The organism is Dyadobacter sp. 3J3, from assembly GCF_009801115.1.
Lineage (GTDB): Bacteria > Bacteroidota > Bacteroidia > Cytophagales > Spirosomataceae > Dyadobacter.
Map to the genome: position 1 here is coordinate 289,593 of NZ_VTOL01000009.1, position 15,261 is coordinate 304,853.

9 protein-coding genes are annotated in these 15,261 nt (G+C 39.1%); 6 read left to right on the forward strand and 3 right to left on the reverse strand.

Annotated elements, in window-relative coordinates; translation table 11 throughout:
- The first annotated feature begins 136 nt into the window (after positions 1-136).
- Complete coding sequence (locus FZF08_RS20630) at positions 137-841, forward strand: hypothetical protein (protein ID WP_159472556.1); 705 nt, start codon at positions 137-139, stop codon at positions 839-841.
- Positions 842-916: 75 nt separating this feature from the next.
- On the opposite strand, the gene FZF08_RS20635 is transcribed toward FZF08_RS20630, so the two are convergent.
- Complete coding sequence (locus tag FZF08_RS20635) at positions 917-1,681, reverse strand: DUF1080 domain-containing protein (protein WP_159472559.1); 765 nt, start codon at positions 1,679-1,681, stop codon at positions 917-919.
- Between the two features lie 284 nt (positions 1,682-1,965).
- Between FZF08_RS20635 and FZF08_RS20640 the strand changes: the two genes are divergently transcribed.
- The 5 genes from FZF08_RS20640 to FZF08_RS20660 all read left to right on the forward strand — a co-directional run bounded on the left by FZF08_RS20640 (position 1,966) and on the right by FZF08_RS20660 (position 12,422).
- Positions 1,966-4,293: a GH92 family glycosyl hydrolase gene (locus FZF08_RS20640; protein WP_159472562.1), complete on the forward strand. Its 2,328-nt coding sequence runs from the start codon at positions 1,966-1,968 to the stop codon at positions 4,291-4,293.
- A 116-nt stretch (positions 4,294-4,409) separates the two neighbouring features.
- On the forward strand, positions 4,410-5,432 hold the full coding sequence (locus FZF08_RS20645) for a LacI family DNA-binding transcriptional regulator (RefSeq protein WP_159472565.1): 1,023 nt from the start codon (positions 4,410-4,412) through the stop codon (positions 5,430-5,432).
- A 424-nt stretch (positions 5,433-5,856) separates the two neighbouring features.
- A complete protein-coding gene (locus FZF08_RS20650) occupies positions 5,857-7,707 on the forward strand; it encodes a family 16 glycoside hydrolase (RefSeq protein ID WP_229216618.1) in 1,851 nt (616 codons plus the stop codon).
- A 35-nt stretch (positions 7,708-7,742) separates the two neighbouring features.
- Positions 7,743-9,686, forward strand: a complete 1,944-nt coding sequence (locus tag FZF08_RS20655) for a hypothetical protein (protein ID WP_159472568.1) — start codon at positions 7,743-7,745, stop codon at positions 9,684-9,686.
- A 168-nt stretch (positions 9,687-9,854) separates the two neighbouring features.
- Positions 9,855-12,422: an ATP-binding protein gene (locus tag FZF08_RS20660; RefSeq protein WP_159472571.1), complete on the forward strand. Its 2,568-nt coding sequence runs from the start codon at positions 9,855-9,857 to the stop codon at positions 12,420-12,422.
- Here FZF08_RS20660 and FZF08_RS20665 read toward each other — a convergent pair.
- Positions 12,410-13,780 carry a sigma-54 dependent transcriptional regulator gene (locus FZF08_RS20665; RefSeq protein ID WP_159472574.1) on the reverse strand — a complete coding sequence of 457 codons (1,371 nt, stop codon included), beginning with the start codon at positions 13,778-13,780 and terminating at the stop codon, positions 12,410-12,412. The genes FZF08_RS20660 and FZF08_RS20665 overlap by 13 nt on opposite strands.
- A gap of 127 nt (positions 13,781-13,907) precedes the next feature.
- Complete coding sequence (locus tag FZF08_RS20670) at positions 13,908-14,213, reverse strand: hypothetical protein (protein ID WP_159472577.1); 306 nt, start codon at positions 14,211-14,213, stop codon at positions 13,908-13,910.
- Positions 14,214-15,261 lie beyond the last annotated feature (1,048 nt).

The window sequence follows — 15,261 nt, forward strand, 5'->3', positions numbered from 1 at the left end:
TTTTTCAGAAAAGAGGGTATAAAAAGTTACAAATCACATCTTTAAGTCAAACCATCTTTTTGTTTTAACAGCAAAAAAGTACAGTGCTCAGTACCCGATTTTAAGTTTGTGAATTGCAACTAAACAATCCTCATATATGAAAACTTTGCTTTTTGTGCTATTGCTCTCGGCTCCCGCCCAAGATCTTATTTCTCAGACACTTTCAACAGCCTTTCCAAATGAAAACAAAGAAACAATTCGCGTTTCTTACAAAGGAATTTATCAATATGAAGAATTTAAAGATGGTAAGGTCTATTTTAAAAACGGAAAACATACCAACGTAAAACTCAATTACAACTATCTCCACGGAGAAGTGCAGTATATAGCCACAAACCACGATACGCTACTGATCACGAATAAGGCATTCGTTGATCACATTATAATCGGAGAAAATGTATTTTACAGTCAGCTTAAAAATGGAGAAATGGAGGTTGTTGGAAACTTCAATAATGTGCTTTTGGCAAAAAAGAAATATCTGGCACTTAAAGGAAATTCCGCCAATATGTCGGAGCGAAAATTAACGGCCACGAGCGAAGGTACAATTCCTTCTTCTTTACTGATCAATAATCAAAATGGAGAATTTCAATGGCAAAACAACGCATCAAATCCGGAATATAAATACAAAACAACATATTTCCTTATCGACCAGAACCGTAATTTTCACGTTGCCCGAAGATCCGGTTTCTCAAAAATCTACGCAAAACAGCAGCATTCGTTATCCGAATTTCTTCGGAAAAATGATATCGATTTTAAAAATGAAGACCAATTGAAACAGCTGCTGCAATTTTGCAGTGAAATTTGATTGGTTCAATTTTGATAAAAACGAAAAAAGGGATGCCATTTCTGACATCCCTTTTTCATTGAATATTTGCGGAAACTAGATTTCTCTGATCCAGATATTACGGAAACTCGTCGTGTTGTTGTGATCCTGTAATTTGATCGGGCCCGGTCCGTGAGGTGTGATCATGGGCTGTCCAATGTAAGGAGTTGTGCCTTGAATTGCTGTGTGATTTTGAACCAAAACACCGTTTAAAAGTACCGTGATATATGGAGGAATCACCATTTGGCCATCTTTATTGAAATGTGGCGCAGTGTATACTACGTCATAAGTCTGCCATTCGCCAGGGCCTACAACCGGGTTAACCAATGGCATTGTTTGTTTGTAAATAGAACCAGCCTGGCCATTTACATACGTTGGGTTATTGTAGCTGTCAAGTACCTGAAGCTCATAAATTCCCTGCATGAAAATACCACTATTTCCACGTCCCTGACTATTTCCTTCAACTTTTGCAGGAGCACGCCATTCGATATGGAGCTGATAATCCGAGAAACTTTGTTTGGTAACGATATCCCCTTTTTTAGGTGCACAAGTTAACGCGCCGTCAGCAACTGTCCATGGTGCAGCACCGCCGCCTTCGTTTCCAGAAACCCACTGATCAAGATTTTTTCCATCAAATAAAACAATCGCATCAGAAGGTGCTGAAAAACCATATCCGGTGGCAGCAGCCTTACCAGGCGTTACGATGCGAGGAACCGGCGTCCATAATTCGCTTGATTCAGGAGTTTGTTTCGAGGGCTGTAATTGGGCATACGACGCAGCTGTTGTCAATATACCAGCCACCATCATTGTAATTTTTTTCATAGATTATCAATCGATTTTTATTTGGGATTATAAGATTCAAAAAGAGCTGATTTACTCATAAAATTTATCTATCAAACTTATTCAATAAGATTGTATTCCGATAAAAACGTCAATTTCGGTCATAGATTTCAAATTTACGTGTCTTAAATTGTATAATTAGCACAAATTTTAAAAATATAAATTGCTGTTGTGGTTGCTAAATCGATTTATATCTACTTTTAAGGTAAAGTTAAATGCTGACCATCAAGTTCATGCCCTTATTTTCTATAAATATCAATAGTAAAATGACCCTAAAAAAGCTCTTTTCAACTGCTCTTTTTTTTACCTCGCTAAGTTCTTTTGCACAAAAAGGAATCGAAAACTTTGTTCCTTATGCACATCCCTTGGTTGGAACTGCCAAAATGGGACATACTTATCCGGGAGCCACGGTTCCGTTTGGAATGGTGCAGCTCAGTCCTGATACTGATACCTTGCCTTATGGCGTCAACGGAAAATACAATGCAGATGTGTACAGATTCTGTGCGGGTTATCAATATGACAGCAAAACGATCACAGGTTTTAGTCACACGCATTTCAGTGGAACAGGCCATTCGGATCTGGGTGATTTCCTGATTATGCCAACAACGGGGAAATTGCAATTAAATCCTGGAACGGAAGACAAACCTGAAAGTGGATACCGTTCGGCTTTTTCCCACAAAAACGAAATTGCAGAACCTGCTTATTATAAAGTAAAACTCGATGATCACAACATCACGGCCGAATTAACAGCAAGCAACCGTGTTGGGATGCATCAATATACCTTTCCAAAATCGGATGAGGCGCACGTGATCCTGGATTTGATGGCCGGACTATATCAATATGACAATAAAAATGTCTGGACTTTTGTACGTGTTGAAAACGATACGCTGATCACTGGATTTCGTCAGACCAATGGCTGGGCGAGAACGCGGATCGTTTATTTCGCGATGACTTTCAGTAAGCCGTTTAAAAATTATGGAACGCGGATTGATGATAAAAATGTCTACAAAGGTTTTTGGGGCAAATTCGATCAGGCACATAATTTTCCTGAAGTTGCAGGCAAAAACCTGAAAATGTATTTTGATTTCCAGACTGCGGAAAATGAAAAGATCAAGATCAAATTCGCCATTTCTCCTGTTAGTACAGAAGGTGCATTGGCGAATATGAAAGCGGAAATTCCACATTGGGATTTTGATCGGGTGAAACAGGAAGGACAAGCGCTTTGGAATAAGGAATTTAATAAAGTGGCCATCAAAGCGATTAATGAAGATGACAAAGTCAATTTCTACACCGCTATGTATCATTCATTTTTAGGACCCACGACCTACATGGATGTTGACGGTTCATACAAAGGAATTGACCAGAACGTTCATAAAACAGATGGTTTCACGAACTACACAAGTTTCTCGCTCTGGGATACTTACAGGACATTACATCCGCTTTTCAACGTTTTGCAGCCTGCCAGAAATGCGGATATGATTAAATCTATGCTGGCACATTATAATCAAAGTGTGCATAAAATGCTGCCGGTCTGGTCACATTATGCCAATGAAAACTGGTGTATGATCGGCTATCATTCAGTGCCGGTTATTGCGGATGCGGTGATCAAAGGAAATGCAAATTTTGATGTAAACAAAGCATTGGACGCCTGCGTGACGACAGCCAGAAATAACTATTACGATGGACTGAACTACTATATGGAAAAAGGTTTTGTGCCGGATGATAAAAATTCTTCGTCGGTTTCCAAAACTTTGGAATATGCATATGACGACTGGTGTATCGCGCAAATGGCGAAAAAACTGAATCGTACTGATATTTATAATGAGTTTATTAAACGTGCTGGTAACTATAAAAATGTTTACGATGCGTCAATTGGTTTCATGCGCCCTAAATTAAATGATGGCTCATGGAGGAAAAACTTTGATCCGCTGGATACACACGGACAAGGTTTTATAGAAGGGAATTCTTGGAATTACAGTTTATATGTACCACAGGCACCCGCAGATATGATTGAGCTTATGGGCGGCAAAAAACGTTTCACCGCACACCTGGATTCACTTTTCAGTATGAATTTGCCAGATAAGTATTTTGAAAATACTGAAGATATTTCCCGCGATGGAATTATTGGAAATTACGTCCACGGAAATGAGCCCTCCCATCACGTAGCGTATTTGTACAACTGGCTGGATCAGCCGTGGAAAACGGAAGAAAAAACCCGGATGATTTTGAAAGCGATGTATAAATCTTCGGTGGATGGTTTGGGCGGGAATGATGACTTTGGACAAATGAGCGCCTGGTTTATTTTCAGTTCACTAGGTTTTTATCCGGTAGCACCCGGTTCAGATCAATATATTTTCACCAGCCCGACGGTACAAAATGCGAAGTTAAATCTCGAAAATGGCAAGACTTTCGAAATTGATGTAAAAGACCAGAGCGATAAAAATGTGTACATTCAGAAAATTGAACTGAACGGTAAAGTCCTGACCCGCAATTACATCACGCATGCGGAGATCATGGATGGCGGCAAGATCAATTTTGTAATGGGTGCCAAGCCGAACAAGAAAAGAGCAATAGCAGAATCAGTTAAGAAATGATTGCGTATATTGCTTTATGAATTTTTAATATAAAAATATAGGAATAAAAATTCATTGGAAACTACGTTTCCAATGAATTTTTAGTTTGATACAATTAACGTCCGCCCCAAATTACAATGAGTAAAAAACTTTCCATACGGGATATCGGAAGAGAATTAGGAATATCGATCACGACAGTTTCTTTTATTCTGAACGGTAAGGCCAAGGAAAAAAGAATTAGTGAAGCGCTTACAGAAAAGGTTTTGAAGTTTGTCGAAGAGGTAAATTTCAAACCTAATATGATGGCTCAGGGATTGCGGACCGGCAAATCGAAAATCATTTGCCTGATGGTTGAAGATATTTCAAATAACTTACTTTTTGCCCAGGTTGCAAGATTGATCGAAGAAGAAGCGCATAGCCAGGGCTACCGGATCATTTATTGCAGTACCGACAACAAGACAGAAAAAGCTTTGGAACTCATCCGGCTTTTCCGCGACAGATCAATCGATGGCTATATTATCACACCTCCCGAAGGCATTGAAAATGAAATACAATTACTCATCAATGAAGAAATCCCTGTCGTTTTAATTGACAGAAATCTACCAAAATTAAAATGCAATTATGTCGGGATCGAAAATCTGGACAGCACTTGTTTGGCGATTAATCATTTGATTAAAAACGGTTTTAAAAATATTGCTTTTGTAACGATTAATTCAGATCAGACTCAAATGGCGGATCGGTTGGCTGGTTATGAAAAGGCCGTAATCGATTCCGGTCTCAAAACCTTTGTCAAAAAACTAAATTTCTACGATACGTCCGAAAATAATGTCAGCGAGATCGCTTCTTTTTTAGATACAAATAAAGAAATTGACGCCATCTTCTTTTCTACCAACTATATCGGTGTCTGGGGTTTACAGGCGATCAAAAGACAGCATCTAAATATCCCGAACGATATTGGCGTTGTTTCTTTTGATGATCATGATCTTTTTAGATTTTACAGTCCGTCTATCACCGTTGTGGCACAGCCGGTCCCTGAACTTTCCAACCAGATTATCAGGCTTATGCTGAACGCTTTAAAAGAAAATGATACCACTATTCATGAAATTATTCTTCCCGCAGAACTGATTATCAGGGATTCTTCAACAAAAACTGCTTCTTAAAATTCTTACCCCTAAAATGAAATTTTACAACTTGCTATTGAAAAATTATTAATATCTGAGTAAGTTTGCTAAACCGATTTAGTGTTGAAATACAAATCGCACACCAAATTCTCCTGAAAAGATTGACAAAAATCATCCAGATATAATTATTCCTAACGTTTAGCTTTTTCCGGCAGATCCAACCGCGGTTCATTCCAAAAACTGCAAGTTGGATCTGTAAATGTTCAGACTAGTCGTATTTTGAATTTAAGAAGTATTAAGATTGATAATTATTCAACCTGAAATTTTCCTTATGCATTATGAAATAGTGTGTTAAAATGGCAAGGAAATGTTTTCTCAGCAGAAAAGAAATGTGATTTTCCCAATTCTTATATCGTAATTTGTACCTCTTTTTATCTATAAACCTATTAAGCTTACTTTTTGTATGTTTAAACCTAACAGTTTCTTTTTACAATTTATCGCCTGGGGTCTGGGAGTGATAGCCGTGCAATCCGCTTTTGCACAGGAGGCTATTCCTCTGAACGACCTGAGCGCATTTACGAACAAAGCCGGCAATTGGAAAATTGTAGGTGACGCCTCTGTTGATATTTCCAAAGTCAATGTATTGAATACCAAACCTGGCAAAGGAGTTTTAGCCTCTCTTCATGAAAAAGGAAAATATGGCCAGGAATATGAATTGATATCAAATTTCAAACACGGAGATTTAGATATTGAAATGGATTTTATGCTGACAAAAGAATCTAACTCAGGTATTTATCTGCAAGGCAATTATGAAGTTCAGCTTTTTGATAGCTGGGGTAAAAAAACTGCCAAATATAACGACAACGGCGGAATTTACGAACGCTGGAATGATTCAAAACCAGAAGGCGAAAAAGGTTACGAAGGATATGCGCCTCGTTTTAATGTAGCGAAAGCTCCTGGTTTGTGGCAAAATATTAAAATTTCTTACCAGGCTCCGCGTTTCGATGCCGCCGGAAAGAAAATTTCAAACGCTGTATTCCTGAAAATTATTTTGAACGGCGTTCTTATCCATGAAAACGTAGCAGTGAGCGGCCCGACACGTGGTTCTCTTACAGCCGAAGATGTTCCGATGGGCCCTATCCGTATTCAGGGTGACCACGGCTCACTGGCGATCAAAAATATTGTGATCAATAATTTTGACAAAAAGCCGGGAACGTTATCAGACCTGTCTTACAAAACTTATTACGGAAATCTGTCTGACAAAGAAGATTTATCAAAACAAAAAGTAGCTGAATCAGGAAAGACAGACGCGCTTACCTGGGAGATTTTGAAAGAAGCGAACAACTACTCTTTTGTTTATAACGGAAAATATAACGCACCAACTGCTGGTGAATATAATTTCAGATTGCAAGCTGCGGGAAATTCTTACCTGAAAATTGACGGCAAAGATGTTCTTCCTTTGGAATCAAAAGATAACAACAGCTTCCGCCAGGCAAAAACTACGCTGACTGCCGGCGATCATAACATTGAGCTTTTTAACAACAAAACAGAAGGCTGGATGAAACCGGTCCTTGGTCTTTGGGTTTCTGGTCCTGGTTTCAGAGAAACTTCTTTGAATACTTTGAGCTCTGGCGCAACAGGCGGTGGCGTGGATCCAATTCTTGTTACAGCTCCTACCAATACGGTTATGCGTAGTTTCATGGATTTCAAAAAAACGCCGACTTCGAAAAATACTCGTATCGTACATGCAGTTTCGGTAGGAAGTCCTTCAAACCTACATTATACATATGACCTTGAAAAAGGCGCAGTTTTACAGGTTTGGCGTGGAGAATTTCTTGATGCAACGCCGATGTGGCATGATCGTGGAGATGGATCTTCCCGTCCACGTGGCAGCGTTACGCTTTTAGGAAATGATATGCTGCTTGGAAAAATCAACGGACAATCTGCCTGGGTTGCGGATACTACCGGAAGCGGCTACCGTCCAAAAGGATATTCACTGGATGACACAGATGCGCCTACCTTCAACTACATCGCATTTGGTTCTCCGGTTTCTGACCATCTTTCAGTTGTAAACAACCAATATTTCGAACGCGAAGTAAAAGTTGCCAATCCCGTAAAAGATCTTGTAGCGAAATTGGCAGAAGGCACTTCAATCGAAAAAGTTTCAGAAGGACTTTATGCGGTTAACAACAAATCGTACTTTATCCAGATTACCGACAAAACGGTGAAACCTGAGATCAGAACTGTCAATGGAAACCAGGAGCTGATCGTTCCGGTGAAAAATGGTGATCTGAAATATGCCATATTATTCTAAATCAAAGTAATCAAAGCTATAAGCTGATAATAACGATGAAAAAAATTGCTCAAATAGCATTAATCATTTTGGCGGCTCTACCGATGGTAAAAGCTCAGGAATCGCCGAAAGAGGAAGATTTTTACAAGATCATTACGCCGCCGATTCCTGAGGGAATTGTTTTGGAAGTGGGTGGTTTGACAACTTTACCAAACGGATCTTTGGGGATTTCAACACGCCGCGGAGACGTTTGGATCGTGGATAACCCAACGAGCCGCACGCCATATTTCAGAAAATTCGCAACAGGTCTTCACGAAATTCTTGGGCTTGCTTACAAAGACGGCGTTTTGTATTGTGCACAACGTGGTGAGTTGACAAAGTTGATCGACAAAAATGGTGATGGAAAAGCAGATGTTTACGAAACCTTTTACGCCTGGCCATTGTCTGGTCACTACCATGAGTATTCTTTCGGCCCGAAAGTGGCACCGGACGGAAGCTTTTTCGTAAGTGGAAACGTAGCCTTTGGTGACGAAGAATGGTGGAGAGGCGAAAGCCGTGTTCCGGGCCGTGGATGGATTTTCCGCATCACACCGGATGGAAAGTTTGAGCCTTACGCAACAGGTGTTCGCTCACCTGCCGGTATCAGTATGTTGGCTGGCGAGCTTTGGTATACCGACAACCAGGGTGACTGGATGGGTACAGGTGGAGTTTTCCCTGTGAAAAAAGGTGGATTTATGGGACATCCAGCTGGTTTAAAATGGGCTGAATTACCAAATTCTCCTGTTAAACTTACCGAAAAACAATTCTTCGCAGAACGCGATAACCGTAAAGAAAGAGATTCAAACGACCGTGCGATCAAACCTGAAAACACGAGAAAAGAAGAACCTCAGTTTTTATATCAATTGAAAGAAAAATACCCGATGGTTCAGCTTCCGGCTGTTTGGCTTCCTTATGGTGTTCACGGAGTTTCGACTTCTGAATTGATCATGGATGAAACAAAAGGTGGTTTCGGTCCATTTACAGGTCAGGTTTTTGTTGGTGACCAGGGACAAAGTAATATCATGCGTCTGGTACTTGAAAAAGTAAAAGGTGAATATCAGGGTGCTTCAATCGGTTTCCGCAGTGGATTCCAGTCGGGTGTTTTACGTATGGCTTTTGATAAAGATGGTTCTATGTTCGTGGGTGAAACAAACCGTGGATGGGGTTCAGCAGGTGATGCCAACCAAGGCTTGCAACGTTTGGTTTGGAATGGTAAAATGCCATTTGAAATGTATACTGTAAAGGCGCAGCCAGACGGTTTTGAAATTGAATTCACTATGCCGGTTGACCGTAAATCTGCGGAAGATCTTGATTCTTACAAAGTGAGCAGCTATTTGTACAAACACTATCCTGTATACGGAAGTCCTCCGATCAATACGGAAGAAGTGAATGTAAAGGGTGTGAAAGTATCTGAAGATGGTAAAAAAGTAAGAATTGTTCTGGATGGAATGCGTCAGTATTACGTACATAAAATTCAGCTTGAAGGCGTACGCGCTGCCGGAAATTACTGGTCACTTGTTCACCCGGATGCATATTATACATTGAACAATATTCCTGATGGCGAGAAATTAAAATCTGCTGATTTGAAAACATCAAGATCAGGAAATGTAAAAGCAACAGAAGCTGCACCGGTGAAGGAGCATATCTCTCCGGATGGAAAAGGAAAAGCTGCACCGGCAAAAACAGCCTCAGCTTCAAAAGCACCAACCTGGGAAGAAGTAAAACCATTGCTTACTAAAAATACATGCCTGGCTTGTCATGCAACAGATAAAAAAGTAGTTGGTCCTGCTTATGTTGATGTAGCGAAACGTAAATATACAAACCAGCAAATCGTTGATTTGATCTACGCTCCAAAACCAGAAAACTGGCCTGATTTTGCAACGCCAATGGCTCCAATGCCGCAAGTTCCAAAAGGAGATGCCATGAAAATTGCTGCCTGGATTAACTCTTTGGCAAAATAACAATTCTGAATATATTGCTGGCAGGTCACTTCTTCATTGAGGTGGCCTGTTTTTTTTGATATAAACAAAAAACTTCATTCTAATAATCTAGGGTAAATGCATTCTTTGAAAAACTAAACGTTTTTTTCGCAAAATTGCGTTAATAATCAATACCATAGTCAATTTATAATGTCTTCAAAAAGAAACAGAGCATTTACAAAGTCTGTAAAAGGCAAAGTGCTGCTAGGATTTTTCGTGGCTGCCATTGCGTTGGGATCTTCATGGATTGTCAGTAAAATCGCTTTTGAGAATATGCTTGAAAAACTGGAAATCCTTTCCACGCCAAGCGAAAAATTACGCATCGTCAATAAAGTTTTTAAGGATATTCTTTTACTGGACCAATTACAAAATGCACGACCCCTTCCCGAAAAAGAAGATTCTATCAGACAGCAATTTCTAAATCAGTCCGCGGAGCTCATCAGTACGCTGGATACATTGAGTTTCTTCTGCCGTGACACGCCATTACAAGTCATAAGGATAGACTCTATGAAAAGCATTCTCATTGCCAGGGATAGTATTTATAGTGACTATGTCAGAGTTCGATCCAAACTTGTAAATAACGAAGCACTTTCGGAAGAAGTACACAGTATTTCCGGGCTTATAACTACCAAAAAACGGAAGAAACCTGATAGCACAGTAATCACTACCGAAAGAAGAACCACAACAACCACAGTATACACAGAGCCTGTTGCTCCTGCTAACCCGGCAGAAGGTAAAAAAGGGTTTTTCAACCGGGTTTTTGGTAATAAAAAAGTCAAAACTGCTCCGCCGGTCGCTATGCCAAAAGTGGTCAGAAAAGAGGAAGTTACATCACATATTGATACGCTCACCGTTGCACGGGCAGACAGTACATTTGAACAAGTTGGCGTTGCGGTGCAAGCTATTGAAAAATCGCAGCGCGCGCGAACAGACCGTTTTGTGAATCGTGAACATGAATTAACTACCGCGGGAAATGCATTAGTAAGTCAATTGCGCAATGTAATGCAGGAGGTTGAAGGTGAGATCGTCCGGCAGGCAAGTACAGATGGCCTGCAAACCCAAAATATGGTAGGAGAAAGTATAAACCAGATCGAATACATTATGATCGGCTTTTTCTTTCTTACCGCTTTACTGGCTTATTTTATTTTTACAGATATTACCCGAAGCAGCAAATATCGATATGCATTGGAAGAGGCAAAAGAAGAAGCTGAGTACCACAGTATGGCCAAACAGCGCTTTTTGTCAAACATGAGCCATGAAATAAGAACTCCGCTGCAATCCATTATCGGTTATACGGAAGCGTTGAAAAAAGAGGAAAAACCGAAAAAGGAAGATCTCGAAACGCTTCATTCTGCATCCGAACATTTGTTGTACCTGGTAAATGAAGTGCTGGATTACAGCCGTATTATTTCGGATCAGTTTACATTTGAGGAACGTACTTTTGCGATCACTCCGCTACTCAACGAGGTTGTGAAAATGTTGCGCCCCACAGCCACTGCCAAATCATTGGTTTTGTCTTTGGAAAATACACTAGGTGTCGATGTATATTTAAAAGGAGATCCGTTCCGGCTTCGTCAGATCTTATACAATTTGCTGACAAACGCGATCAAATTTACTGAAATAGGTCAGGTGACTTTAAGTGTGACGCATACCGAAATAAAAAATAATGTTGCTATAAAATTTGAAGTCGAAGATACCGGAATTGGATTATCAAAGGAGCAGACTAATCGTGTTTTCAATCAGTTTGAACAGGCCGATCCTTCCATTGCACGCCGTTTTGGAGGAACCGGTTTGGGATTGAGTATTGTAAAAGCGTTAGTAGACGCCATGGGTGGAACCATTGAAGTAAACAGTACTTTGAACAAGGGAACCACTTTTACAGTTAATGCAGATTTCCCCAAAGGCGAAACCCCTACCGGAATCACCGACAAATCACTGGAAAAAACATACAATATAACTGACAAAGTCTGGCTTGTTGATGACGATGCTTTTATTTTGAAATGGTGCGCTTCGGTTTTGGAAACACATCATGTTGCACACGAGTGTTTTACATCTGCTGAGGAAGTGCTGGCAAGAGAATGGGATGAAGATGTAACCGTGGTGCTTACGGATATGCGTATGCCAGGCCTGAATGGTGCGGAACTATGCCAGCGTTTAAGAAAAGTAGCTTCCAAAACGGTAAAGATCTATGTTTTGACCGCTCAGGCCTTGCCTGAAGAACAAAGCCAACTACTGAAAATGGGATTTGACGGAATTTTAATGAAGCCCTTCCATGCTAATGAAATCCTGGATTTGTTACAGGCGAATTCAAATAATCAGCCTGCACAAATTCCTATCAGTCCAGCAAGTATTCAAAACGCTGAAAAATTGTCCTATGCACCTGATTTCAGTGTATTGGAAGAAATGACTTTTGGGGATGAAATATTAATGAAAGAAATTCTCGAACAATTTGTTAACGATACCCGAAATGATTTGTTGGAATTAAAAGATTCGATTTCGAAGAATAATATTGAAAATGTTACCGCCACAGCGCACCGTTTATCAGGACGGATTGGACAAATTGGAGCACGGGAAATCTCAGTCCAATTCAGGAAAATCGAAATCTCATTGAGAGAAAACCCTGAAAGCATTACAGCTTCTGAACTGTATGAAACAGTTGCAGAAGCTGATCTGTTAATGGAACAAATTGACGGAAAAATCCTTTCCTATTCAATATGATACTTTTCAATTTTATAATAAAGCGTTTTGCGGTCAATATTAAGCAGCTTGGCTGCTTTACTTTTATTGTAACGAACGTCCTGCAAAACCTTTTCAATCATTTCCTTTTCATGGGTTTCCTGCAACAATTTCAGGTCTGAACCTCCCGGCAGTTTCACTGAGGCGGCAGGTATTGCTTCCATGGATGTGATCATTTCCTGTGGTAAAGCTTTCAGATCGGCGATTTCATCTTTTGACAAAAGTATAAGTCTTTTAATAACATTATTGAGCTCACGCAAATTGCCGGGCCAATCGTATTTCTGAAAAATACCCATTACCTCTTCGGATATCTCACGAACATTCCTCCCTAATTCTTCATTTGCTTTATCAACAAAATGCTGAATAAAAACAGCAAGATCCTCGCCTCTTTCCCGAAGTGCCGGTACCTGAATTTTAAATTCATTCAAACGATGATAAAGATCTTCCCTAAAATCCCCCGTCTGGGAAATCACCATTAAATCTTCATTTGTAGCTGCAATTAAGCGCACATCAACCTTAACAGGATTTGTACTACCGATAGGCACCACAATTCTTTCCTGCAAAGCGCGCAGCAATTTTATCTGAACGTCATAGCCGAGGTTTCCGATCTCATCCAAAAATAATGTACCACCATCAGCTGCTTCGAACTGGCCAATTTTATCTTGTAGTGCACCGGTAAAAGCACCTTTTTTGTGCCCAAAAAGTTCACTGGCTGCAAGGTCTTTTGATAGAGAACCACAATCAATAGCGACAAACGGGCCATCGCTACGTTTGCTCAACCGGTGAATAGATTTTGCAACATGCTCCTTACCCGTCCCACTCTCACCCTGAATAATTACTGACATATCCGTTGGTGCTACCAGCCGGACGTACTCATAAAGCTGTTTTGATATCGCGCTGCTTCCTTCAATAAAATCAAGTGACTGTTTCTCTTGTTTTTTGGTTGTTTTTACTGAAACAGTTTCTTTTCTGTTAAGCGCTTCTTTCAACACCATCAACAATTCTTCGGGGTTGACAGGCTTGGTAATATAGTCAAATGCACCACTCTGCATGGCCGTAACTGCCGTCCTGATATCATTAAAGCTGGTCATGATCAGCGCTGGCGTTCTGTTACCTTCTTCTCTTAGTGCTTTTAAAAGATCAAGCGAATTTCCATCCGGCAGGCGATAATCCAGCATAAGCACTGCATACTCATTAGAAGTGCCGGAATTGGAACGTATAGCTTCTTTGGCTCCTGATATTGTTGAGCAAACCTTCACTTCATGGCCATGCTTGCCCAGAAAATTACTTAGCAGTTTAGAGAATGTGGTATCGTCTTCAACAAGCAGCAAATGAGCCATAAGGCAGAATGGATTAAATAGTAAAAAATTTCTTTAAGTAACGATTTACAGAAATGCAAAATTGCAAAAATAAACGCCAAAAAGCCGGAGAATGTGCGGCTTTTTGGCGTTTTCTTTCTTAAAACGTCTATTCAACCTTCCTGCCGTCTTTATCCAGATTAATTTTTGACATTTCACTTCCCTTTTTTACAATAATCTCGAAATACTGAGTCTTATCAGGCTTCGTAATGAGAAAGGCTTCGGTAATTTCCCAACCTGCATACGCGCCGGCTGAAAGTGTGGATTTAATCGGCTCTGGTAAATCCTCTGGTTTTACCGACATTTTATCTTGTACAAAAACTTCTACACCTCTACTGGCAAATGAATAGGAAAAAGATAAAGACATTATTAATACAACTGAAAAGGCTGCGGCCGCCATTCTTAGTTTTTTCATGATCTTATTAATTTTGTTTGACAAATATTTTTTGGGGACTTTTTTTTAATGATAGGCAGGTAACCAGACAATATTTTTTGAAATTAAAAAATCTCAAACTCAATTGACTGGAAATAAGAAAGTTAAAGCACAAAAAACATTAAAATTGCAATAAATACAACTTGTAATTAGTAATTATAATAGAAATTATGAAATAAATTTGATATTCTATTGAGTTTCAACGTTGAAATTACCTTTAACTTTTACAAATGCCTGTTCGAAAAACAAAAAAATTATATTTTTTTGACAATACCTTTGATATAATTACAAATATTTTTTATATTTACAACGAAGTTTTTTAGCCAATTGTCGTAGAATAAATATTACTTTTTATTAGGTAATCAGTCAATTTAAACTCCATTCAGCATAAGGTATTTTTACACATTAAATTTTAAAAATATTACAAAAACTTTTACTCAACGTTATCTCAAAATTCGGTACCCTTTCGGTACAAGCATCAAAAAAAAAGTAAGGTATAATTTATACTGAACTTTTCTTTTTGATGCTTTTTTTATACAAAAAGAATAATTTATATAAAATTAGTTTTAAGTGAGGTCATATATTTAATCTTAGCCTACCTTATCCCATCCTTTCTCGTTTCATTATAGTCCCAGGAAAAATCCTTCAATATTTGAATATTTTTTTCATGTCAATGGGCTATTTAACCACTAAATATATTTTTAGTGAAAATTTACAATAACTTGTTAGTTTATTGTAGAAATTTTACTATGTTTATGATAGAATATAGTACTTAGAGAAATTACACTAGTTTGATATTCGTAATCTGTTATTTAATTGGCAAGTAATACAATGAAATGTTACCTTAAATTAATAAAAACAATGACTTAGAAAGTGTTATGCAGATTATCAGTCGTTGAAACCACCTTACCCATATAAGCTGCCGTATTATTACAAACTTGCTGGCTTTACATCTGGTCTGTAATCAATCAATGCCAGTACTCCACAATGATTAGAAGATACTAAATTTAAAAAAACGAAGGAAAGGAAA